At 33.1% G+C, this 24,282-nt stretch carries 23 protein-coding genes; 10 read left to right on the top strand and 13 right to left on the bottom strand.

Features of this window, described 5'->3' with window-relative positions; translation table 11 throughout:
- Positions 1 to 46 precede the first annotated feature (46 nt).
- From TD18_RS04255 to TD18_RS04210, 10 genes are all read right to left on the bottom strand, one after another.
- Positions 47 to 460 (bottom strand): GNAT family N-acetyltransferase, encoded by a 414-nt coding sequence (locus TD18_RS04255; RefSeq protein WP_040248969.1) that lies wholly within the window; start codon positions 458 to 460, stop codon positions 47 to 49.
- Positions 461 to 462: 2 nt separating this feature from the next.
- The gene (locus TD18_RS04250) at positions 463 to 957 is read right to left on the bottom strand and encodes a GNAT family N-acetyltransferase (RefSeq protein WP_160289451.1); all 495 of its coding nucleotides are present in this window, start codon (positions 955 to 957) and stop codon (positions 463 to 465) included.
- A gap of 12 nt (positions 958 to 969) precedes the next feature.
- Complete coding sequence (locus tag TD18_RS04245) at positions 970 to 1,428, bottom strand: GNAT family N-acetyltransferase (RefSeq protein ID WP_040248963.1); 459 nt, start codon at positions 1,426 to 1,428, stop codon at positions 970 to 972.
- Between the two features lies 1 nt (position 1,429).
- Entirely contained in the window at positions 1,430 to 3,457 is a 2,028-nt protein-coding gene (locus TD18_RS16565) for a leucine-rich repeat domain-containing protein (RefSeq protein WP_052461037.1), read from the bottom strand.
- 45 nt (positions 3,458 to 3,502) lie between these two features.
- Positions 3,503 to 4,090 carry a hypothetical protein gene (locus TD18_RS04235; protein ID WP_040248960.1) on the bottom strand — a complete coding sequence of 196 codons (588 nt, stop codon included), beginning with the start codon at positions 4,088 to 4,090 and terminating at the stop codon, positions 3,503 to 3,505.
- Positions 4,091 to 4,237: 147 nt separating this feature from the next.
- Positions 4,238 to 4,978 carry a LytR/AlgR family response regulator transcription factor gene (locus TD18_RS04230; RefSeq protein ID WP_040248958.1) on the bottom strand — a complete coding sequence of 247 codons (741 nt, stop codon included), beginning with the start codon at positions 4,976 to 4,978 and terminating at the stop codon, positions 4,238 to 4,240.
- Positions 4,975 to 7,164, bottom strand: a complete 2,190-nt coding sequence (locus TD18_RS04225) for a tetratricopeptide repeat-containing sensor histidine kinase (protein WP_040248955.1) — start codon at positions 7,162 to 7,164, stop codon at positions 4,975 to 4,977. The genes TD18_RS04230 and TD18_RS04225 overlap by 4 nt, the downstream gene beginning before the upstream one ends.
- 238 nt (positions 7,165 to 7,402) lie before the next feature.
- Positions 7,403 to 7,972: a hypothetical protein gene (locus TD18_RS04220; RefSeq protein ID WP_040248952.1), complete on the bottom strand. Its 570-nt coding sequence runs from the start codon at positions 7,970 to 7,972 to the stop codon at positions 7,403 to 7,405.
- 109 nt (positions 7,973 to 8,081) lie between these two features.
- Positions 8,082 to 10,577, bottom strand: a complete 2,496-nt coding sequence (locus TD18_RS04215; RefSeq protein ID WP_040248950.1) for an ABC transporter permease — start codon at positions 10,575 to 10,577, stop codon at positions 8,082 to 8,084.
- Between the two features lie 49 nt (positions 10,578 to 10,626).
- Positions 10,627 to 11,319, bottom strand: a complete 693-nt coding sequence (locus tag TD18_RS04210) for an ABC transporter ATP-binding protein (RefSeq protein WP_040248947.1) — start codon at positions 11,317 to 11,319, stop codon at positions 10,627 to 10,629.
- A gap of 26 nt (positions 11,320 to 11,345) precedes the next feature.
- Here TD18_RS04210 and TD18_RS04205 point away from each other — a divergent pair, with 26 nt between their 5' ends.
- The 7 genes from TD18_RS04205 to TD18_RS04175 all read left to right on the top strand — a co-directional run bounded on the left by TD18_RS04205 (position 11,346) and on the right by TD18_RS04175 (position 17,667).
- On the top strand, positions 11,346 to 12,092 hold the full coding sequence (locus tag TD18_RS04205; protein ID WP_040248944.1) for an arylesterase: 747 nt from the start codon (positions 11,346 to 11,348) through the stop codon (positions 12,090 to 12,092).
- 14 nt (positions 12,093 to 12,106) lie between these two features.
- Positions 12,107 to 12,676: a Crp/Fnr family transcriptional regulator gene (locus TD18_RS04200; RefSeq protein ID WP_040249738.1), complete on the top strand. Its 570-nt coding sequence runs from the start codon at positions 12,107 to 12,109 to the stop codon at positions 12,674 to 12,676.
- Positions 12,677 to 12,767: 91 nt separating this feature from the next.
- Positions 12,768 to 13,508 (top strand): acyl-CoA desaturase, encoded by a 741-nt coding sequence (locus TD18_RS04195; RefSeq protein WP_040248941.1) that lies wholly within the window; start codon positions 12,768 to 12,770, stop codon positions 13,506 to 13,508.
- A 337-nt stretch (positions 13,509 to 13,845) separates the two neighbouring features.
- Positions 13,846 to 14,439, top strand: a complete 594-nt coding sequence (locus tag TD18_RS04190) for a hypothetical protein (RefSeq protein ID WP_040248938.1) — start codon at positions 13,846 to 13,848, stop codon at positions 14,437 to 14,439.
- A 137-nt stretch (positions 14,440 to 14,576) separates the two neighbouring features.
- Positions 14,577 to 15,380 carry an energy transducer TonB gene (locus TD18_RS04185; protein ID WP_040248935.1) on the top strand — a complete coding sequence of 268 codons (804 nt, stop codon included), beginning with the start codon at positions 14,577 to 14,579 and terminating at the stop codon, positions 15,378 to 15,380.
- Positions 15,381 to 15,580: 200 nt separating this feature from the next.
- On the top strand, positions 15,581 to 16,630 hold the full coding sequence (locus tag TD18_RS04180) for a hypothetical protein (protein WP_040248932.1): 1,050 nt from the start codon (positions 15,581 to 15,583) through the stop codon (positions 16,628 to 16,630).
- Positions 16,627 to 17,667: an endonuclease gene (locus tag TD18_RS04175; protein ID WP_084205840.1), complete on the top strand. Its 1,041-nt coding sequence runs from the start codon at positions 16,627 to 16,629 to the stop codon at positions 17,665 to 17,667. Before TD18_RS04180 ends, TD18_RS04175 begins: the two co-directional genes overlap by 4 nt.
- Positions 17,668 to 17,718: 51 nt before the next feature.
- On the opposite strand, the gene TD18_RS04170 is transcribed toward TD18_RS04175, so the two are convergent.
- A complete protein-coding gene (locus tag TD18_RS04170; protein ID WP_040248930.1) occupies positions 17,719 to 17,910 on the bottom strand; it encodes a cold-shock protein in 192 nt (63 codons plus the stop codon).
- An 88-nt stretch (positions 17,911 to 17,998) separates the two neighbouring features.
- A complete protein-coding gene (locus TD18_RS04165) occupies positions 17,999 to 20,029 on the bottom strand; it encodes a M13 family metallopeptidase (RefSeq protein ID WP_040248927.1) in 2,031 nt (676 codons plus the stop codon).
- A gap of 200 nt (positions 20,030 to 20,229) precedes the next feature.
- On the opposite strand from TD18_RS04165, the gene TD18_RS04160 reads away from it, so the two are divergent.
- Both TD18_RS04160 and TD18_RS04155 read left to right on the top strand, forming a co-directional pair.
- On the top strand, positions 20,230 to 20,970 hold the full coding sequence (locus TD18_RS04160; protein ID WP_040249734.1) for an SDR family oxidoreductase: 741 nt from the start codon (positions 20,230 to 20,232) through the stop codon (positions 20,968 to 20,970).
- 19 nt (positions 20,971 to 20,989) lie between these two features.
- The gene (locus TD18_RS04155; protein WP_040249731.1) at positions 20,990 to 22,387 is read left to right on the top strand and encodes an NAD-dependent succinate-semialdehyde dehydrogenase; all 1,398 of its coding nucleotides are present in this window, start codon (positions 20,990 to 20,992) and stop codon (positions 22,385 to 22,387) included.
- A 72-nt stretch (positions 22,388 to 22,459) separates the two neighbouring features.
- On the opposite strand, the gene TD18_RS04150 is transcribed toward TD18_RS04155, so the two are convergent.
- Positions 22,460 to 23,086, bottom strand: coding sequence for an SDR family oxidoreductase (locus TD18_RS04150; protein WP_040248924.1), 627 nt, complete (start codon positions 23,084 to 23,086; stop codon positions 22,460 to 22,462).
- Between the two features lie 287 nt (positions 23,087 to 23,373).
- Here TD18_RS04150 and TD18_RS04145 point away from each other — a divergent pair, with 287 nt between their 5' ends.
- Positions 23,374 to 24,282, top strand: a complete 909-nt coding sequence (locus TD18_RS04145) for a M23 family metallopeptidase (protein ID WP_040248923.1) — start codon at positions 23,374 to 23,376, stop codon at positions 24,280 to 24,282.

The raw sequence follows: 24,282 nt of genomic DNA, 5'->3' as shown, positions 1-24,282 counted from the left end.
GGATGATGTTTTTCAGAATTTGTTACACTTTTAACACGGTCTGATGTTAACTGGAAATAATTTCCTCTTCGTTGTCAATAAAATAACAATGTTCCCATTGTTTCATTCCAATTTTGGGATAATAGGCTATTGCTTTTGGTGCTGCTAATAAGATTAGTTTTGCTTTAGATGTTTCTAATTTAGTAAGTCTAATTAATTTTTTACCAATTCCTTGATGTTGATACGCTAGATCAACTGCTAAATCTGATAAATACGTGCAGTATGTAAAATCGGTCAATGATCTTGCGACTCCAATGAGCCTATTATGATCTCTAGCAGTAATTATTAAATTACCATGTTCCAGCATTTGCAATATCCTTTCAGGCTCTTTAACTGGTCTTCTTTCACCTAAAGTTGATCTATTGAGCACACTAATAAACTCTTCTGCTGCTAAGTTTTTTTCTATTTGATACGTAATCATATTTATAAATGCAAAATGTATAACCAATATTGTTTTCCTAGTCTAGGTTCAATTTCAAGTAAGACTTTAAAACCCAAACTCTCATACAGGTGTATGGCTTCTTTCATCATAACTGACGTATGCAACGCAATACTTTTTTCATTGTTATGCTTTGCAATTTCTATACAATGTTCTGTTAATTTCCTGCCTATACCTTGACCAGCAAATTCTGGATGTACTGTCACAAATCTTATATATGACCAAGTTTCATCAAAAATTTCTGTTGGATTTCCACTTGGAACTATAAATGCCATACCTATAATTTTTTCATCATCTGTCTCACATATCATAGAATCAGAATCTTCTAAAAGAGTTAAATACGTATTATCATTAGTTAAACTTACTGATAGTTTTTTCCAGTTGCTTGGTGACAATTCTTTCTCGTAACGGTTCCAAGACAACATTGCTAATTGTTTTAAGCGTACTAAATCATTGAGTTGCCCTTTCCTATACCTCAAATTCATATTTGATTATATAAGATGATTTACATAAAACACAGTATCGACTGGATTCCTTATAAAATTTGTAGGTAGTTCATCACTATTTACACTCATAAATCCACTTTTTTCGTAGAATTTATGAGCTGCTTTAAACTGGCTCATTGTCCCTAAATACAAAAAGTTAATACCTTCATTGTTACACCAATCGTATACTGTTTTTAGTAAGGCTTGAGCAATACCATAATCCCTTCCTCGATAGTCTTTTTTAACGAACATATTTTTAAGAACTGAATAGGTATTATCAATTTTCAAAATTCCAATTGTACCAACCAGTTCTTTGTTATAAATGGCTACCCAGTATGCATCAAGCTTTATAGTTGTCGTTTTATCCTTATTAGAAATTGGCAACTCAAATTCATTAGTAATGGCATTCATCATAATATCGATTTCACTTTGATAGGTGTTGTTATAAGGATGAATGCCTAACATATTAATTAACTATAACTTTTTTAGTGAGTGTTCCTTTATTAAAGGTAAGTTTTAAAATATAAACACCCTCAGCTAAAAATGATTTAGATATCACACGTTCAGTACCTGAAGCAACTTTAGCTCCAGAGATATTGTAAATAGCATAGTTATTAAGTTTAGCTCCTTCATTTGAAACAATTTTTATTTCATCAGGAGTTGTTAAGACTTTTACAGTATTAGCTAGTCCATAATCAGAAACACTTAATACTGCTTCAGTAACCGAATTAAAGCCTGTCCACCCATTTGCCAAATAATCATTGGTTGTTCCCGTAGGAATTATTAAATCAATTCCACCACGATTGGCAGCAAAAGTATCTTCAGAACCCGTAACAACACCTGGAGGTGTCGTGTTTTCAGATGTAACACTCGTTAATGGATTGCCAATAAACGCATTTCCTTGAATGACAGTCACATTTGATGGTATAACAATATTAGTCAGTAAGTTGTTTTCAAATGCACCATCTTGAATAGTAGTGACACTATCAGACATAGCAATATTGGTTAATTGATTATTTTGAAAACAAAGCTCGCCAATGCTAGCAATTCCATTTCCTAATACAACACTTGTTAATACATTGTTTTTAAATGCACTGTTTCCCATATTGGTTACAGAATCTGGAATGTCTAAGCTCACTAACTGATTAATCATAAAAGCAGAATCTCCTATACTAATAACACCGTTTGGTATCGTAATATTTGTTATTTGATTATCCTTAAAGGCTTGATTACCAATACTAATTAGACTACTCGGTAAAGTCACAGAGGTTATTAGATTTTCTTCAAATGCAACGTCACCAATACTTGTTATACCTTCAGGTATAACAACATTGGTAAACGGGTTTTCATAAAAACATCCTTCAGGAATATCAGTCGTTCCCAAAGGGAATATAACATTTGACAAATCGGTAAAACTATTTTGCCAGAAGAGATATCCTTCAATAGTTGTTACACTATCGGCAATATCAGCGCTCGTTAATAGATTTTGCGCAAAAGCATGCGACCCTAGAAATATCACACCATTAGGAATAATAACACTAGTCAATTGGTTACTTCTAAATGCTCTTTCACCAATGCTTGTAACTGTATTTGGAATGATCGTAAGTGAGCTTATTTGATTAAGTCTAAACGCATCATCACCAATACTCACTAAACTATTAGGTAAATTGATGGCACTTAAATTTTTGTTATAAAAAGCAGAATTTCCAATACCTACAACATTGTAAGGTATAGCACTATTAGTAACTGTGCTAGGTATATTAACAACAGTACCTCCAGCCATATCATAATCTATTGCCTCAACCGTATCAGGTGTTAAAGACGTAATTTCATAAGTTATAAAATTGTCAACAAAAGTATCTCCAACCTGTGCTGATCCTGTTTCTGTAACCGAATTAAAGCCTGTCCATTGCGCAGAAACATAAGCTGCAGATGTTCCAGTTGGTATTGTTAAATCGATACCACTTCTGTCGCTATTAAAAGTATCTCCTCCACCTCCAGTAGTTATAGTAGGTGGAGTCATTGCTAATGAATTAATAGTAATTAATGGGTTATTTTTAAAAGCAGATTCAGCAATATTGGTCACACTACTCGGAATTACAAGATCTGTTATTTGATTATTTTGAAAGCTTGAGATCCCAATAGAAATAACACTATTTGGAATAGTAATGCTAGTTAAATTATTAGTGGTAAAAGCTGCTGTTTCTATAGTAGTTATAGTATTAGGTATAGTTACACTGGTTAATCCTTTATTGAAAAAACTAGTTTGATCAATTGTAGTGACACTATAAGTTGTACCCATATTTGTGACATTGGCTGGGATATTTACAATCGCACCTCCATTAGCATCATAGTTATCAATTTTAACCTCATAAGGAGTAATAGAAGACACTTGATAGTCTATAAAATTCTCAGTAAAGAGATCTCCAACCGATTGTGAATAGCCTATTGAAGCTATTATTAATGTTGTAATAATAAGTAGTTGTTTTTTCATGATATTGGGTTTTTAAATTAGAATTAATTGTTTTGAATTATTTTTTTAATAGTCCATTTTAATAAGTTCACCATTTAGCTTATAATAGAATCTAAAGGTTGTACCTCCATTTTCTGGTTTAAGATTTATAGCATATTCTGCTTTGGAAAACTCTCCATTCTTAGGAAATTTCACATGAGCGATACTTAGTGTTGGATTTTCAATGTTTTTTTCAGACTTCAATTGATCGCAGGAATTTGCTACCAACGCTCCCAATTGAGACAAACTTATAGCATCATTTAACTGAAACATAAAATCTGCTGCTTTGCTACCTTGTGGGACTTCAAGAGTGATTTCAGAGGTCTGTTCCCACGAATCTTGAGAATTGATCCATTGTTCCATTTTTAAGGATTCAGGATCTTCGGTAACCGTTACAGAAATCATATTACCAATAGTTGCATCGTAAGAAATACTTAAATCTGTGTAATAGGCATTTTTACCAAATTTGCTATTTAGCTCTTGCTCTATATTTGTAAATCCTTCAGCATTTGCTGATTGTTTACTTGTGCCTGTTCCGCAAGAGCATACTAATGTGAGCGTTAAAGCTATTAGTATAAGTTGTGTGTAGTTTTGTTTTAAGTAGGTTAATTTCATAATGTTTGTAGATTTACTGATAAAAGTATATCCAACAAATGAAGTACGAAATAGAGAACCTATTTATGATAGGAATAAATAAATAAGCGTGATACCTTATGACATATTTGTAAACTAAAGATGTCGATATAATGAGTTATATAAGGTTTAGTTCGACTTCCGTTTTAATAAAGACGATACGAACTGTTCCTTTTTACGTGAAGATACTGGTATTTTTTTTCCATTTTTTAAATGAATCACTCCTGATTTGTCATATTTGTCGATGAATTTCAGATTCACCATATATGATTGATGTGGACGCGTAAAATTAGCTAATGTCAGCTGCGCTTCAAATTCCTTTAAGGTTTTTGAAACGACATGTTTTTTACCATCACTACAATAAAACGACGTATAGCCTTTATCAGATTCACAAAACATAAGTTCACTTAAATCAATGACTTGAAAGCTGTCATGAAGTGATAATATGAGTTTCGCGTTTTCATTATCCCAGGCCGACTTCACCGCGTTTATTTGTTGCTTTTGTTCTGTTAGTGGTAACTTAGACACTTTGTGCAGTGCTACTTCGAGATCCTTGATATCTACAGGTTTTAAAAGATAATCTACTGCTCCAATTTTTAATGCTTTAAGCGCAAATTCTTCATAAGCTGTAATAAATATAACTTTAAAATTAAGATGCTGGGTTTGCTCCAAAAAATCAAAAGCATTGCCATCAGTAAGATTAATATCTAGAAAAATTAGGTCTGGCAGACAAGCATTAGCAACAATAACAGCATCTTTTACCGATTCACATTCTCCTATAACTTGTACATCACTTTCTACTAGTTGTAATAAATTAAGTAGGCCTTTTCTAATGTAAGCTTTATCTTCTACCAGTAATGTCTTCATCATCCTAATACTAATTTATGAGGAATCACTAAGGTTACTCGTGTTCCCGTTTCATTAAATTTTTGTCGATCTTCAATAGTTACAGAACCTTCCATTTTAAAGTCTTTTGAGAGCACTTTTAATCGTTCTGATGTAATGGTCGTTGCCAACGATTTTTTACCGTTATTTTTGTGTTCACATTTGTAATTAATTCCAATACCATTATCTGTAATTGTACACACCAGCTTTTTATCTAAATAGGTTAATCTAATATCTATTTTTCGATCATCCGATTGATTAACAAAGGCATGTTCTATAGCATTTTCAACAAAGGGCTGAATAAGCATTGGTGGCACTTCAAACAATTCGACATCAATGCTATCTTCTACTAAGATAGTACATTTGTAGGCTTCATTTTCTAAATTCTGAAGGGTAAGATAGTCTTGAACTGCTGCTAATTCCTGAGATAATGAAACCGTCTTATCCCTTGAATTTTCAAGAGTAATACGCAAAAGTTTTGAGAATTTTGAAAGGTAGTGTACTGATTTTTTTTCTTCCTTGTTCAGAATCATCCCTTGTAACACAGATAACGAATTAAAGATAAAATGCGGTGTCATTTGTGAGCGTAATAATTTTTGCTCCATAATGATGTTTTGTGTCTTTGCTTTGACATGTCTTAGTTTTTGATAAAAAATGATAGCACCTAAGAGTATTGAAACTAGAAGCACTCCAATAATAGCCCACAAATAATTTCGTTGAGATTTTTGTAAATCCTGCGACGTTGCTTGAACCGTTTTTGTGAGTTTTAATTCTCGAATACTAGCTGAATCGAGTGCTTGTTTGTATTTGTGCTCATATTCTAATTGTGTGAATTTTTCTGTATTTTCTGTATTAAAAAGACTATCGTTTATTATTTTGAATTGCTTATGGTTTTTATAGGCGTTTTTATAATCACCATTGTTTTCATAAATGATTGAAAGAAACTTATAAGCATCTTTTTGATGGTCTAATAAATCAAGTTTTTTAGAAATTTCAAAGCTCCTCAATATATGAGGCAATGCTTTATCATATTTCTTTTGTTCCATATAGCAATCTGCAATCCCTAAATTAGACAAACTTATCCCTTCTTGGTTATCTATTTCTATATTGATGTTTTTTGCTTCATTATAGTAGTTATAAGCATCTTCATATTTTTTGAGCGTTACATAAATATAACCAAGATTATTTAGGCTCTCAGCTTGTTGCGATTTATCGGAAATTTCTCTGTTTATTTCCAAAGCTTCATTTAAATATTTTATGGCAGTTGTATTGTCCTCTTTTTCTATATAAATAGAACCAATATTAGTTTTTATTCCAGCAACTCTGCTTCTATTTTTAAGACGTTCTTGGATGGTTAGCGATTTTTCTAACAACTCTAAAGATTTGTCATAGTGGCCTTGGATTTTGTATAAAATACTTATATTATTTAAAGAATTTGAGATGCCTGTAGAGTCTTGTATTTTCTCAGCTAAGACAAGTGCTTTATTATTATATTCTAGCGACAAGGGATAGTTTCCTTGCGTCTTATAAATTAAGGCCATGTTTTTTAAGCTGTTTGCTATTCCCAATGTATGATTGAGATCAGTATACAATTCTAAGCTTTTTTCAAAACTAGTAAGTGCTTCAGCATATTGACCTGTTTTCATTTGATTTGATCCAATGTTGATGATATAGTTCGGAATATTTCGTTTTACACCAACCTCCTCCTCTAACTGAAGCGCTTTTTCGTAATACATTGTTGATTGCTCATAGTCACTTAAGTGAGAATAAATTATGCCTAAACCATTATAACAACCTGTCATGCTCTTTATTAAGTTATTCTCCTCATAGATTTTAGCAGCTTCTTCAAAGTATTCAATTGACAAATCAAAATTTGATTGCACCATTTCTACTACAGCTCTCATATAAGTAGCATTACCTATTCCTTTGGCATAATTCAATTCTTTTGCAAGTTCATCTGCTCGTTCAATGTATTCTTTTGCTTTATCAATATCTTTTCTGTAGTACAAAAAAGACAAATGATCCAAATTATTAACTCTAGTTGTGTCTTTTTCCTTATGAATAATTAAGGCATTTTCTAGACTATCAATCGCTCTATTCTGTGATTCGATAGTTGTCGTTAAACAGATAAAACAAATTAGAGAAACAAGACAAGATTTAATGATTTTCATGAATTTAACAACAAATTTATTGCGAAACTATCAATTGCATTTTTATTAAACGACAGTTAATTTAGGCTAAATAACGATTAAATTATGAACATAAAGAAAAATTCATATTTAATAATAAAACAAGGTAGTGCTATAAAACGCATAAATACATAGCTAATTCTTTTTTGTAGGCTTTCAAGCAATAAGCGAAGGGTTTGAGTCAATATGCGTTATGAAACTTAATTTAGCTAGATATGACTTAATCTTTCCAGCCCCAAGGAGCTTCGGGAGTCGCAATAGGTTTTGTTAAATCCATGACGACTCTAAAAACACGATCAGTACCTAAGCGTCGTAAATTATAAGTAAACGTTGTGTCATCAATAGTAATCCACCATACGTTTGTTGCTGCATCTGGTATGCTTTTTTGTGTATGTACGTCTGCTGGAAAAAACTGAATATCTGATTTCCCTTGATTGGTTGAAGTTCCACCATAAAAGTTTACAGTTTCCATAGTACCATCTTTATGGCGATGGTCATGTTTTAAGGTGATAATACCATCATTCATAGTTAAAATCCATGTTCGCGATTTATCATCTCCTACATAAAATGGAATCTTTATTTCATTCTCAGAGCAAGACTTTACATGCATCATTAATGTTTTACCTCCGAAAGCCTCATCTTCTTTCGGGATTTCAAGTGTACCAGCATAAGCATTTCCACAATGAGATTTCAGTGTGTTCCAAAACGTGAGAGAAGTTTCATTATTCTGGCCCATACTTTGCAAAGAAAAAAATAGAGCAGTTAAAAGCAATGAACGTATTAATAGCATAATAATATGTTTTATTGTAAGGTGAGTTAGTACCAAATATAGTAAGTCATTGTAAGTAAATAAAATATTATGGATGGTTTAAACCTTCACTACCAACAAATACACATGCTTAGCCTTCTCGCCTTAAGACTTCTAATGGTGAACTTCGTAATACGGTTTGTATATTACTCAATCCTATACCTAAAACCAATAACGTAATACCTGGCAAAAAAACCAAAAAAGGTATGGCTGATGGCACAAATGGCTCTTTGAATACCAACAGCGCCAAGCAAAAGCTGCTTATTAAAGCAAGTAAAATACCGACCAGACTTCCGAGGAGTCCTAAAAAGATGTATTCAAGAGCAGAAATCTTTAATATCTGTTTATTAGTTGCACCAAGTGTTCGTAGTAATACACTTTCTTTAATGCGCTGGTATTTACTTGTTCTCACTGAACCAATTAATACAATTATTCCTGTAAGAATACTAAAGAACGCCATAAAATTGATTATCCATGATACTTTGTCTAAGATATCTTCAATAATGGTATATACCTGTCTCAAATCTATGACTGTAACATTAGGGAATTTAACTACTAAATCATGCTGTAGATTAGCTGAAGTCACTTCATCTGGTACAGCTGTAGTGATCACATTAAACTGAGGTGCATCTTCTAAAACGCCTTTTGGAAATAGTATGGAAAAATTAAGTTGCAATTGTGTCCAATCGACTTTGCGTATGCTACCAACTGTAGTCTGCATAAGTACGCCTTGAACATTAAAGACCATAGCATCTCCTACATTAAGTTTCGCATCTGCAGCAAGATTGTCTGAAATAGAAATAACAACAGAATCTTCAGATTTTAACTCTGGTATCCATGAACCTTCTATCACTTCTTCAGAATCAATAAGCGTATTGCGATAGGTTGTTCTAAACTCATGATTTAAAAGCCAACCTCTCACCTGTCGTGTGCTATCTTGACGTAATTCATTAACCAGTTTACCTTTTAAACTATGAATACGCATGGTTACTAAGGGAATATTATCAAGTACTGGTAATCCTTTCGCTTTAATGGTCTGCTCGATAGTGGCACGCTGTTCACTTTGCACATCCAAAATAATCATATTAGCATTGGTATTTGATTGACCAACTTCTGTTTTTGCCAGCAAAATATCCTTAGTAAAATATAAAGTGCTAATTAAAAATGTTCCTAAACCTATGGCTACAACCAAAACAACAGTTTGATTGTTAGGTCTGAATAAATTTAATAAACTTTGACGGCTAGTAAATCCAAATCGCTTTGGAAAAAACTTACGTATGACCTTCATAAAAAGCAATGCAATACCAGCTAATACAGCAAATGTAATAAGTGTTGCCACTACAAAACCGAAGGTATAAATAAAACTACCTAATAACCAGAACGAAAACAAAAACAAAAATATTAATATTAAAGAAAATACTATTATACGTGCTTTTTTTGGGCCTTTTGAAGCAGTCTCATCAACTCTAAGCACTTCTAATGGAGATACATACCAGGTGCTAAGAAGTGGTAATGAGGCAAATAAAACAGACATGAATAAACCAAGAAAAACACCCATAACAATAGGTTGAGCTGTAATGCTAACTTCAACAGTAAAAGGTAAAAATCCTTTTAAGATATATGGAAACAACTCCTGTAAAGCCACACCAATCATAGAACCTATAAAACCACCAATAATACCAATTCCTGCAATTTGAATTAAGAAAATCATAAAACTTTGTCGTCTTGAAGCTCCTATACACTTTAAAACAGCAATAGATTTAAGTTTTTCTTTAATGTAAATATGAACAGAACTTGCAATACCAATACAGCCTAACAGCAAAGCAATAAAAGCTGCCAGATTTAAAAATTTACCTACATTTTCATACCGTTGTCCTAAACGTTTACTAGTACTTGTGTGCGTGTCTAGATCGGCATTTTCTTTATCCAGCATAGGACCAATCTTTTCTTCAAAGCGATTTAAATCCAGCGTATCTGAAGCTTTGTAAAAAAACTGATATTCCTTTCGACTCCCAAATTGTAATAATTCTGTGGCATTGATAAAACGATGTGGAATGACTATTGGTGGTGCCACAGATGTTCCGATTGCTGTGCTTCCTGGAATTGATTTTAAAGCACCAATAACAGGCATTGTCAATTCTCCTACTTTAATAGAATCACCTGGTTGAATATTAAATTGAAGCAATAACGTCGCATCAACTAACGCTCCACCTAATTCTTGATACGTTGTAGCAGCAGAAACGGGTTCAGTGTTCATTGAGCCATAAAACGGAAAGTCACCATCAATACCACGTACTTTAACTAATTTAGTGCCTCCATTCTTCGGAAAGGCTATCATAGAAACGAAATTAACTTCTAAAGCATCAGGCTTTAAGGAATCAATAATCGTTTGAGCCCGATCTGTAGGTTGCTGTCTGGCATCAATAATGTAATCTGCTCCCATTAAGGATTTAGATTGACGTTGTATATTATCTTTAAGATTAGTACTAAACAACTGTATTGATACAACAGCAGCAATACCCAAAATAATTGATGCCATAAACAAAAGTAAACGTACTCTACTTGCTTTAGCATCTCGCCAAGCCATCTTAAAAAGCCATGTTGTATGTTGATTCATTGTGCTTATTAATTGAGAATTACAGTACTTTTTCTGTACATTCGTTTGCTACTATTTGTCCGCCTTTAAGTCGTAAAATTTGTTGCGTTCGGTTAGCTAAATCTAAATCATGAGAAATGATTACTAAAGTTGTTCCAGCTTCTTTGTTAAGATCAAATAATAACTGAATTACTTTTTCACCAGTGTCCTCATCTAAATTCCCTGTTGGTTCATCTGCAAACAAAATTGATGGTGCATTTGCAAAGGCTCTGGCTAAGGCAACACGTTGTTGCTCACCTCCAGATAATTGTGAAGGATAGTGATGAAAGCGGTTTCCTAAACCCACTTTTTCTAACAAGGTCTTACTTTTTATAGTAGCATCTTTATCCCCTTGCAGTTCAAGTGGTACACTTACATTTTCAAGAGCTGTTAATGTCGGTAACAATTGAAAATTTTGAAAAATAAATCCAACTTCCTTATTTCGCAATTGTGCACGTTGATCTTCATTTAGAGCACTTAAATCTTGTCCACATAATTCTACAGTTCCTGCGTTAGGTTGATCTAAACCTGCACACAACCCTAATAAGGTTGTTTTTCCACTTCCCGAAGGTCCGACAATTGAAAATGTTTGTCCTTTTTCAACGTCAAACGTGATATTTTGTAAAACCGTTAATTGTTTGTTACCACTAGAATATGTCTTTTCTAGCCCATTAATCTTTAATATCTTTGACATATTAATTTTAATTTAGATGATAGCTTATGCCGAAGGCTCAAAATAAACAAATGAATTCAAACTCACTAAAATCAATTGCCCATAAACTCTTAAAGTTTTGTTATATTATTTCACTGCCATTTTTGTTGATGACCTGTGGTGAGACTAAGACCAAAGCGCAAACTGAAGAATCACAATCAGATCAAAAAACTGAAGAAGTTACAACGACTTCAACCAAAACCATTTTATGCTTTGGAGATAGTATTACAGCAGGCTATGGACTAGATGATAATAATGATGCTTATCCAGCTTTATTACAACAAAAGATAGATTCTTTAGGTTTAAATTATACCGTTGTCAATTCAGGATTAAGCGGTGAAACTTCAGCAGGTGGGAAAAGTCGCATCAATTGGATTTTAAATCAAGATATTTCTATTTTCTTGTTAGAACTTGGAGCCAACGATGGTTTGCGTGGTGTACCACTTACCGAAACACGTTCAAATTTACAAGCTATTATAGATAGTGTAAAAAAGAAAAGTCCAGATACAACCATTATACTGGCTGGTATGGAGTTGCCGCCTAATATGGGACAAGATTACACAAGTCAATTTAGAGAAATCTACGCAGAATTAGCTAAAGAAAATAATCTGGCATTTATTCCCTTTATTCTGAAAGACGTTGGAGGTATTAAAGCACTCAATCAAAGTGATGGCATACATCCAAATGTTGAAGGTCATAAAATACTTGCAAATACGGTTTGGGAAATTTTAAGACCTTTACTCAAAAAGCAATAAAAGCATTAAAATTTGTGAAACAAATAAAAGCCTACTTAGAGCAAATAGCTAGTATTTCAGAAACCGATTGGGATTTTTTTACTTCTAAATTGCATCGTCGCGTCATTCCGAAGAAGACTGTCTTTTTAAAACACAATGAGGTGGAAAATCATATTTCTTTTATTGAATCTGGTGTCGTACGATTATATATTCCAAAAGATGATCCTGAAAAAGAAATCACATTTGGTTTTAGTTTCAAAAATCAATTTGTTAGTGCTTATGATTCTTTCTTAACTCAAAAGCCTTCAGCATATCAGCTTCAAGCCCTTGCTGAAACAACTATTTTAAGCATCTCCTATAACGATTTACAAGAGGTTTATAAAACTACCCAAATAGGCAATCTTATTGGTAGATTAACGGCTGAACGTCTTTTTTTATTGAAATCAAAACGCGAACAATACTTATTAAATCTTACTGCAGAAGAACGTTATTTAAAATTATTTAAAGAGCGTCCTGAGCTTTTAAACATAATTCCTCTCAAATATATTAGCTCTTATATTGGAGTGACAGCACAAGCTTTAAGCAGAATTAGAAAACGCATATAATTTAAGTTACGCTATAATTTATTTCCTAATTAATTGATTCAGGTTCATTGTTTCGCATAAAACACCAGTCTATCTTTGCGAAAAAATGAATATGATCATTGTTGTTTTCGTTATTGTACTTTGGTATGGAGGTCTATTTTTTCAGTCGTTCTTTTTGCATCGATATGCAGCACATCAGGTATTCACCATGTCTAAACCTATGGAACGGTTAACTTTTATTCTAACCTGGATTTTTCAAGGATCCAGTTATTTAAGTGCTTATGGTTATGGTATTATGCATCGTATGCATCATGCTTATACAGATACAGAAAAGGATCCTCATTCACCATCTCACGATGCAAATCTATTTGCCATGATGTGGAAAACAAAAACCATATATCAAGACATCAATAAACAACGTATAACCATTGACGAACGTTTTACTAAAAATGTGCCACAATGGAAAAGCTTTGATTCGTTTGCAAGTTCTCGTTTTTCTAGATTGTTATGGATTTCTATTTACGTCTTAATTTTTGTATTCTTTGCAACTGCGTGGTGGCAATGGTTATTATTACCAATCACATTTTTAATGGCACCAATTCATGGTGTGATTATTAACTGGTTTGGTCATATTTATGGCTATGTTAATTACCAAATGAAAAATACGAGTAAAAACTTATTTCGTTTTGATTTTTTAATGATGGGAGAAGGTTATCATAATAATCATCATAAACATGCCAGCAGAGCAAATTTTGGTGTGAAATGGTATGAAATTGATATCACCTATGTAATTATAAAAGTGTTACATGCCATTGGACTTATTCAGTTGAAGCCTATTAGGGTAAAAGATTAAATTATGAACATTCAAAAGGATTCATATGTTATCATAGATTAAAGTAGCGTAATAAAACACATAAAAAATAGTGAATGTGTTTTGAAGACTTTCAAGTAAATAGGTGAACATCTTAAATTAAAGATTTGTAAAAATCTAAATATTAATTATTAACGTCAGGATAGTACTCTTTGCATCACAAAGGTACAATGTCCCTTTAAAGTTTCTGTCCGGTCGATTGTGATTAAAATTTTATCCATTTTAGGTGTCAATCTATTTTTTTGACAATTCTTTGACAATTATTTGAAAGTTTAGTTGTCGTATTACATTAGTTTTACTAAAACTAAATACAAATTAAATGAAGCTTTTAAAATCAATAATTATCTCACTGTTTTTAATTGCAACATTAATAACCAATGCTCAGGAGACAGATCAATTGCACATAATCTTAGTAGATAGTTCTTGGGGAAAAGAAATTATTAAATTTCCCATCGATTGGGCTCCAAAACTGACATTAGAAGGTTTTGAGGAATTGCACTTTGCTCCACAATGGTCTAATGAAGAACATGAAGAGTTTTGGTCGTTGGTAATGGCTTGGAAGGTAAAAACCATCTCAGAAATACCTCTTTATGAACTTGAGTTTAACTTAATACACTATTTTGACGGATTAATGAAACCAAACCATTGGGCTAATGAATTCCCAATACCATTAGCAGAATTTTCACATCCTGTGACTACAACAAACGGTTTTAGATTTGCAGGAAAGCTAACTTTTTTTGACGGTTTTCATACAGGAAAAATTATCAAAATCAACTTTTTAGGTCATCTGATATCATGTAAACAAACAAAGGAGTCAGTTATTGTATTTAAGTTTTCGCCTAAGAATTACAATGAACCTATTTGGGATAAACTAAACAAGATTAGTGTAATAAAAGAAATCTGTCCAAATTAAATTGCCTTGAAATTCATGAGCATAAAAGTCAAATTCAGTCATATTCTGTAAACTTTTCACACTATTTTGACAGTTGTTTGACAATTTTAAAGTTTCATTCTAATAGTTTTACGTCATCATCAAAAAACTTTACAGATATGAAAAAACAAACTTTAATTGCATTCGCATTAGTGATTACATTAGCTGCTTTAGGATTCGGACTAATAAATCGGGATTCACCAAAAGAAGACCTCTTAGCCAAGTCTACTAATAGTATACCTGAAACTGACCAAAACATGGTAACTAAAGAATTTAAAATCTTTAGTGATTTTATATATGATATTGGTCCACGATTTGGTCCTATTACAAAATCTGAAATCGGTAAGATAACATCTATTGAAGCTTTTCTTGAGGATGAGGTTATTCAAAACATGGCAAACATCAAATCTACCAGCGTTATTCTAGTAGTAGATGACGAAGAATCGCATATCAGAGCTTATGGAAACAGTAGGGATTTTACTGAAGCACAATTAGATATATTACGAAACTTTGATTATTCCTCAAGTTTTGTAATGCGTGTTGATTTCACTGAAAAAGATAAGGCGTCAGGTCAATTGATTAACAATTACAGGTCGCCTTATCATACTATCGTTCCTGAAGAACAAGCACGATATTCTGAAGGAAAAGAATCACTCAAATTATTTCTTAAAGATCAAATCCAATCAGAATTGATTGGTGTTAATCCTGAAAAATTAAAATCTGCTAAACTCTATTTTACTATTTCTGAAAATGGAATTCTAAAAAACATCAGATTAGATAGAGATTCGGGTTATCCTGAAGTCGATAAAAAGATGATTGAATTAATGAGCGAATTACCAGGCACATGGTCACCAGCAAAAAATAGTGATGGAGAACCAGTTATTCAAGAGCTTGTTGTGTCTTTTGGTTTAATGGGTTGCTAAAGTAAAATCAATAATTTTTTGAAGGTCATGCGATACGTCGTATGACCTTTTATATATTTAAACATATAGTATAAATTCTACACTTTAATAGCCTATTTTCTATATAGTTACAAAATACCGAATATAATATCAGATTAGCCTTTAATTTTATAAAAACAGATAACTAATGCATATATTTGAAGGTTAATTTATTTTACACTTTGAATAAGTTTATCATTCTATTTTTAATTTGTTGTCAACTATCATTTGCTCAGGTAGGAATAGGTACAACAGATCCAGATCCTTCAGCAGCTTTAGATATTAGTTCTACCAGTGGTGGATTATTACTTCCAAGAATGAATTTAGTCGAACGGAATGCTATTACCTCTCCTGCAATAGGATTGCTCATTTATCTAATTGATGGTACACAACAATGCTTGCAAGTGTACAATGGTACAGGATGGGAAAACATTTATTGTCCAACAACCAATACAGTTCCTTATGCAACGAATGTTGGATTTAGTGGAACCTTAAGTATAGGAAATACCTTGTCTGGAAATTACAATTATTTAGATAATGAAGCAGATTTAGAAGCTACATCACTCTATCAATGGTATCGAGCCGATGATGCTTCAGGAACAAATGAAGTTGCTATTCCTTCAGAAAATGCTATCAATTATACGGTTCTTGTCACTGACAATGGACAGTATTTTGCCTTCGGAATAACTCCAATTGCTCAAACTGGTGCTTTGGTAGGTGTGGAAGCAAAAAGTAGTTATCAAGGTCCTATTTCCATAACGTCAAACGTAGGAAGAATTAATGAGTTTCATTATGACAATTCAGGCACTGATATTAATGAATTTGTAGAAATTAGAATTACTGAAAACCTTTCTAATCAACCAAGTGATTTGTCTCAGTATACAATTGTTTTATACAATGGTTCTGACCAATCTACTTATGCTGCTGAAACATTAAATAATCTTACTCAAACTTGTGATGCATCTAATTGCTATTATGTATGGGATGCTGCTTTACAAAATGGAGCTCCAGATGGAATCGCTTTAAGTGGACCTTCAGGACTTATTGAATTTATAAGTTATGAAGGCAGTTTAACAGCCATTGATGGTGCAGCTAGTGGAGTAACAAGTACAGATATTGGTTTGTCTGAAACAGCATCAACCACAGGAAATGGTTCTATTGAACGTACAAATAGTGGTGCTTGGACGTCAAACGGCAACGCAAATACCAAAGGAACAGCCAATAGCCAATGATGTCATTTCGCCAATTCATATTAGTATATGTGTTACTATTTAGCCTCTGTTCATGGTCACAAGTTGGAATTCAAACGAACACACCCGAAACGTCATCCGCATTAGATATTAGTAGTACTACTAAAGGGATGTTGCCTCCAAGAATGACAAGTGAGCAAAGAGATAACATTTTAGTTTCGAGTACGTCTGCCGGACTTATTATTTATAATACCGATACAAATGTTTTAAATATTTTTGATGGTACAAGATGGCATGCCATTACCACAGATTCAAATGAGCTCGTTTGTTTGTCTTCAACTACATTTAATGAGTTTCTAATCTGTATTCAAACTAATTATACGCCTAATCAAACACTTGGATATGGTCCAGCAAGAGATGTTCTCTATGGAAATATAGACGTAAATTCAAGTACTCAAGAATTATCTTGTGTATATTCAAATTTTACTATTTTAATGGATTACAGTACTGATCCAGACCCAAGTAATCATGCATTTAATCTAGGCATCAATACTGAACATGCATTTCCTCAAAGTATGGGTGCAGCTGATGAGCCAGCACGAAGCGATATGTTTAATATATTTCCTAGTAGAATTGAGGTAAATTCTTCCAGAAGTAATTGTCCGTATAATGATATTGTAGATCCAGACACAGAATCTTGGTTTTATCTAAATCAGGAATTTAATACGATTCCAACGGCCAATATAAATTTGTATTCTGAAAAAGATAACGATGCCATCTATGCCACCTTACAAGCCAGTCAACAATGCGATTTTGAGCCTAGAGAGGATAAAAAGGGAGATATTGCTCGCGCTATTTTTTATTTCTATGCGATTTATAATAGCAATAACCAAAATTCATATCTATCTTATGCTAATGACGCTTTTTTTGATGTAATGAAATCCACGCTGTTACAATGGCATGAAAATGACCCTGTAGATCAAGATGAAATAGATAGAAATAATGCCATAAAAGTTCAACAAGGAAATGACAATCCTTTTATAATTGATGCAACTTTAGCTTCTAGGGTTTATAATTAAAAAAAGCTCACCAATACTGGTGAGCTTTTTTTTTAACTAGAAGTATATGTTTTAAATAACTTTTACGTTCACTGCGTTTAATCCTTTGTTTCCTTCTTTAAGATCAAATTCAACCAAATCGCCTTCACGAATCTCATCTATTAATCCTGAAATGTGCACAAAGTGATCTTTGTTTACGCCTTCTTCTGTGATAAATCCAAATCCTTTGGCATCATTGAAAAACTTTACTGTTCCTTTACTCATTGTAATGTAATTAAATTTATATTACTTACTGAATTACAAAGATGATGCCAGTAATCAAACTTAAGCAATTATAAGTTAAATTCTTATATTACCAGATCTTAATGCGTTGCTCCTCTTTTCTATAATTTGCTTCGCCTTCCTGAACATTAAACGCTTCATAAAACGGTGTAAAGTTCATAAGTGGTCCGTTAACTCGCCAGATTGGTGGCGAATGCGGATCAGTAGCGACATAATTTCTTAAATATTCATCACGCATTTTTACTTTCCAAATATTTGCAACAGATAAAAAGAATCGTTGATTTGGCGTATAACCTCCAATTTTTGTAGTGTCTTGACCTTGCTTTGTCATTTTAAAAGCATCAAAGGCAATAGCAATGCCTCCATTATCTGCTGTATTTTCACCAACAGTTAGTGCGCCTTTTAAATGTACACTGTCTAAAACCGTAAATGCATCATACTGCTCTATAATCTGTTGCGTTTTAGCTTTAAATTTTGTGTAATCATCGTCAGTCCACCAGTTTGTCACATTTCCATTTTTGTCGTATTGTGCACCTTGATCATCAAAAGCATGGGTAAACTCGTGACCAATAACCATTCCTATTCCTCCATAATTTAAAGCATCATCGGCATACAAATCAAAATATGGAGATTGTAAAATACCAGCTGGAAATACGATTTCATTTAATGACGGATTATAATACGCTGTAACCGTTGAAGGAGTTGTATGCCATTCATCTCTGTTAGGCGCTTGATTTAATTGTTTTAATTCATACTCATAAGCATCTCTGCGTAAAGCTACTACGTTTTCAAAAAACGTATTTCTATCAATGGACACATTGTAAGTTCTCCAAACGTCTGGATAGCCGATTTTTTTATTGATAGCATAAAGTTTGTCTTTCGCTTTTACTTTGGTACTATCACTCATCCAATCGAGATTATCGATTCGTTTTTCTAAGACCTTCTGGAAATTATTAACCAAATCTAGTGCACGCTTTTTAGCATCTTCGTTAAAATAGCGCTTTACATATAATTGCCCCAAAGCAAATCCAATTTGACCATCCACACGACGCACCATTTGTTTTGCACGTGATTGTTGCTCAGACTGACCAGATAATACTTTAGAATATTCAAAGGATGCATCCTGAAAGGGCTTGCTTAGAATATTATCGTGAGAACCAATAGAATTCGCTTTAAGAAATAACTTCCAATCTTTTAAAGGAACCGAAACCAGCATGTTATTCAATCTGTCGTAATACTCTGGCTGAGCAATATCAATTGAATCCACCTCTGCTCCCAAAATAGTAAGCATGTTTACCCAATCAATATTTGCGTGCTTTACTTGTAAATCTGAAACTGCCATTTTATGATAGTTCTCCTTTATAATTCTACGTTGCACTCTTGTTTTATGAGATTCTGCAAGTTGCTTTTCAATGTTATAAACTATGTCTGACTTGGCATAAACATTAGCATCTCCAACCAGTTCAAAAAGTTTTGCCAAATAGGTTTTATAGGCCTTCTGAATTTGGTCTACTGAAGGGTCTTCTACAAAATAGTAATCCCGATCTGGCAAACCCAATCCCGTTTGAGCAAAATGCAACATATTTACAGAGCTATCTTCTTGATCAGGAGAAATATATGGATTAATGAATGAATAATCTCCTGTTTGCATCTGAGTTGCTACAAACTCGAGCATTGAATCGATATTATCAATAGCGTCAATTCTATCTAATATTGACTGAATTGGTTTCATGCCACGATTATCAATGCTTACAGTATCCATTCCTGAAGCGTAAAAATCGCCTACCTTCTGCTCTATGCTACCTTCTGGATGACTCTCCTTAGAAACCTCTTCCAATATATTTTTAAGTAATTCTTCTTGTGGAATGTTTAAAAATCGATAAGCACCAACACCTACCTGATCATCTGCAATAACAGCATCATCCATCCAAGTTTTATTCACATGATTAAAGAAATCATCACCTGGTTGTATCAATGGATCAATACCTTCAAAAACGATTGGTTTGATGTCTTGTCTTGTTTCAGAAAGATCAACCGTTTTGTCATTTTTACAAGATACTACTACTAGAAAAATTATGGAGAAGCAAAAAATATTTTTCATGATACATTAAATTTTGTTTCTCAAAGATATGTATTTCTCACTATGTAACTATGGTTTCTGTTCAAATTAAGGATCTCATTCGTTTTAACTAAAATCACAATGCATATGATATGGGTTAACATCATTTACAAAACAGCAAAGCTCTTCTTATTTGTACAGTTATATTGAAGTTCAATAAGTTTAACCCAAAAAAAAAAAATATGAATTTAGAAAACAGAACCTTTATTATCACTGGAGCATCAAGCGGAATTGGCGAAGCCACTGCAAAAAAATTATCAAATCATGGTGCAAATGTGGTATTGATGTCAAGAAGTACTGAAAAATTGAACAAGCTCAAAACAAGTATCGAAAAAGCAGGAGGAAAAGCTTTGGTAACACCAGGCGATGTGACTAAGAAAGGTGATTTTGATGAAGCTGTTGCCAAATCTGTGGCGACTTTTGGAAAAGTAGACGGACTAATTAATAATGCTGGTTTGATGCCATTGTCATTTGTTGAGAAACTAAAAACAGAGGAATGGGACCAAATGGTAGATGTTAACATAAAAGGTGTTTTAAACGGTGTGTCTTCAGTTTTACCACAACTCATTGAAAATAATGGTGGTGATATCATAAATATTTCATCCATGGCCGCTCATCGCTATTTTCCTGGAGGTGCAGTGTATTGTGCAACAAAATCTGCTGTAAAAATGTTCTCGGAAGGTTTGCGCCAGGAGTTAGCACCAAAGTATAATATAAATGTAACTTCTATCGAGCCTGGTGCTGTTGACACAAATCTTACAAGTACCATAACCGATGAGGATATAAAAGATAAATTGTCTGAGATGCAAAAAATGACCACACTGGAATCAGAGGACATTGCCAATGCCATTTATTATGCACTATCGCAACCCAAACGTGTGAATATAAACGACATATATATTGTTCCTAGTGAGCAGAAATAATAAAACTAAAACCAAACAAATGCAAACTCAAACAAAAACAGATACCTTTAGTACTATAAATCCTTCCAATGGAACGACCTTGGAAACGTATTCTTATATGACAGATGATGTCGTAGAATTAATAATTCAGCAATCACATCAGGCATTTTTAAAATGGCGCTTAACGTCGTTTGAAGAACGTGCAGAAATTATTAAATCCATTGGTAATGAACTTCAGAATTACAAGTCGGAACTTGCTGAGTTAATGACTGATGAAATGGGAAAACTGCTTTCACAAAGTAATCAGGAAGTTGACCTTTGTGAAGCCATTTGTAATTATTGCGCTGAACATGCAGCGGAAACTCTAAAAAATGAAGAACGCCAATTATCTAATGGTGGAAAAGGAATTATTACCTATGCGCCTATCGGAATTATATACGGTATTCAACCATGGAATTATCCTTCATATCAGGTGATTCGTTATGCTATAGCTAATCTCATGGCGGGAAATAGTGTGCTTTTAAAACATGCAGGTAATGTTACGGGAACTGCGAAGCTATTAGAATCCATTTTTAAAGCCGCTGGCTTACCTGACGGATTGTTTAGCGTTTTGGTTATTAATCACGACCAATCTGATGCAATCATCAAACATAAATTAATTAGAGGTGTCACCTTAACTGGAAGTCCGAGTGCTGGAAAAGTCATTGGTAAAAAAGCAGGAGAACAACTTAAAAAAACAGTATTGGAACTAGGTAGCAATGATGCCTATTTAATTCTTCATGATGCTGATATTGAAGAGGCTGTTGAAAAGTCGGTAAAGGGAAGAATCTACAACAATGGAGAAACATGTATTGCTGCAAAACGATTTATAGCTGTAGCATCAGTCTATGAGGAATTCAAACAAGCTTTTGTTAAGGCGATGTCTGAATTAAATTTAGGAAATCCTAAAAATGAAGACACAGATCTCGGACCAATGGCCAGAGAAGATTTAAGAGACAAATTGCATGATCAGGTAACAGAAAGTGTTAAAAACGGTGCGACTATACTTTGTGGAGGTACACCTTTGGAAGGTGAAGGTTATTATTATCCTGCAACAGTTTTAAAAGATGTAAAACCTGGACAACCAGCATATGATGATGAACTTTTTGGTCCAGTTGCATCCTTAATCATGGCTAAAGATGATGATGATGCGATGAGAATAGCAAATGATAGCCGTTTTGGATTAGGAGGTGGTATTTTTTCAAAAGATATACAACGAGCTACTAAACTTGCTGAAACCTATTTTGATACTGGTATGATATTTATCAATTCGTTTGGATTAGCTGAACCTAACATGCCTTTTGGAGGCGTAAAAGATTCAGGTTATGGACGAGAACATGGTGGTTTCGGAATGAAAGAATTCGTGAATGTTAAATCCATTATGATTAGTGAAGACTAATTCACAAATAAGAAAACACCCAAATGTAATAATTTGGGTGTTTTTTTTTATTGCTTATTTAAGTTTTAATTCTTAGGCGTTTTCTAAAGCTTTACCTATAAGTGTATCCCCTTTCAAAATTTCAAATGTTGTTAGATTTGGTGCGTCATCATGAAGTGATCTAACTAAAGTTTGCGCTACATCGTCACGAGAAATCTCTCCAAACTCATTAAGTGATTTTGACAATTTAATTTTACCAGTCCCTTTTTCGTTAGTCAAACTACCAGGTCTAACTATGGTGTATTTTAAATTTGACGACTTTAAATATTCATCAGCATTATGTTTAGCCTTTAAATATTCAAAAAGGTCATTGCTTTCTTCGGGATTATCTGCTCCCATAGAACTTAACATTACAAATTTCTTGATATTAGAATCTTCAGATGCCCTAATCATTTTTTTGGCGCCTTCTTGGTCAACTTCTACTACCTTCTTTCCTCCAGATCCAGCGGCAAAAACAACTTTATCTATATTCTGTAAAGTATGTGAAACCTCCTTTTCAAGATCACCAAATACCGTCTTGATGTGTTGTGCTTCAAATTGTGCCTTTTGATTTTCATTACGAATCATTGCAATAGGCTCAAAATATTGTGAGGATTTTAATAATTGTATTACTTTTTTTCCTGTTGTGCCTGTGGCACCTGCTACTAATATGTTTTCCATGTTTGTGTTATTGTTTAACTATTACTTTCACAGGTAATATGCTACTTATCGTTAAATGTGATTGATTTTAAGCATCAAATCTTTAACTCAAATGGAAATTAATTAGGTGATTACACTAACAACATAAAAGACACCCTTAAGAAAACCAACGTGTTTCAGTTAATTTTATGTAATTAAAACAATATGTGATGAAGTCTTCATGTGATTTATAAAAAATTTTAACATTTTTTAAATATTTAATTTTTTATATTCGGCAATCGAAAAAATTAGCATTTTTATTATTATTTATGAAGTTACTTTCCACCTGCCTTATAACTCTATTATCTTTAAGTGTTTACAGTCAAAAAAAATTAGATTTAAAAGTTGTTGATAAGTTAGATTTCGAAGTTATTAAAAAAATTGACTCTACCGATCTAGTTGTCAAACAGGATACAATAATACACAAGGATATAAAAGCTGAATATTGGGATCATACCGTTTATAATCCTTATAAAGATGAAGTGGTCATATTTCCTCTACAACTTGAGTTTAATGATTCAACTTATGCATCTCCTATATCTAAAAATAAAGTCGTTACGTCTCGATATGGCTGGCGACGAGGAAGAGCTCATAAAGGTATTGATATCGATTTAATAACTGGTGACAGTTTGTATGCAATGTTTGATGGCATTGTAAGAATGTCACGTTACTCAAAAGGTCATGGTAAAACTGTAGTCGTTAGACACTATAATGGCTTAGAAACTGTCTATGCACATTTATCGGAATATGGTGTAAAAGAAAACGACTCTGTATTCAAAGGACAATATTTAGGTAAAGGTGGTGTATCAGGAAATGCCAGAGGTAGTCATTTACATTTGGTTATAAATTATAAAGGTATCGCTATAAATCCTGAATATTTATTTGAGTTTGATGAATCCAATGCGATCAGGTCTAATGAAATTTGGGTTACTCAACAGTGGACGCGACCTTATGTACACAACTCCTTACGCCAAAGTAAAATATCTCCTATACTTACTGAAGAAGATGCCTTTACGAGTCTGAAAAAACAAAAAAGAATTTATATCGTAAAACGTGGTGATACATTGTCTAGAATTTCCAGAACAAATAATGTATCAATCGCTGCTTTGTGCAAAACTAATGCCATAAGTAAGACTTCAGTTATAAAACCAGGTCAAAAATTAGTGATTGAAAATTAA

Source organism: Psychroserpens mesophilus (assembly GCF_000826645.1).
Lineage (GTDB): Bacteria > Bacteroidota > Bacteroidia > Flavobacteriales > Flavobacteriaceae > Psychroserpens > Psychroserpens mesophilus.
This window is presented reverse-complemented; position numbering and strand designations above follow the sequence as displayed.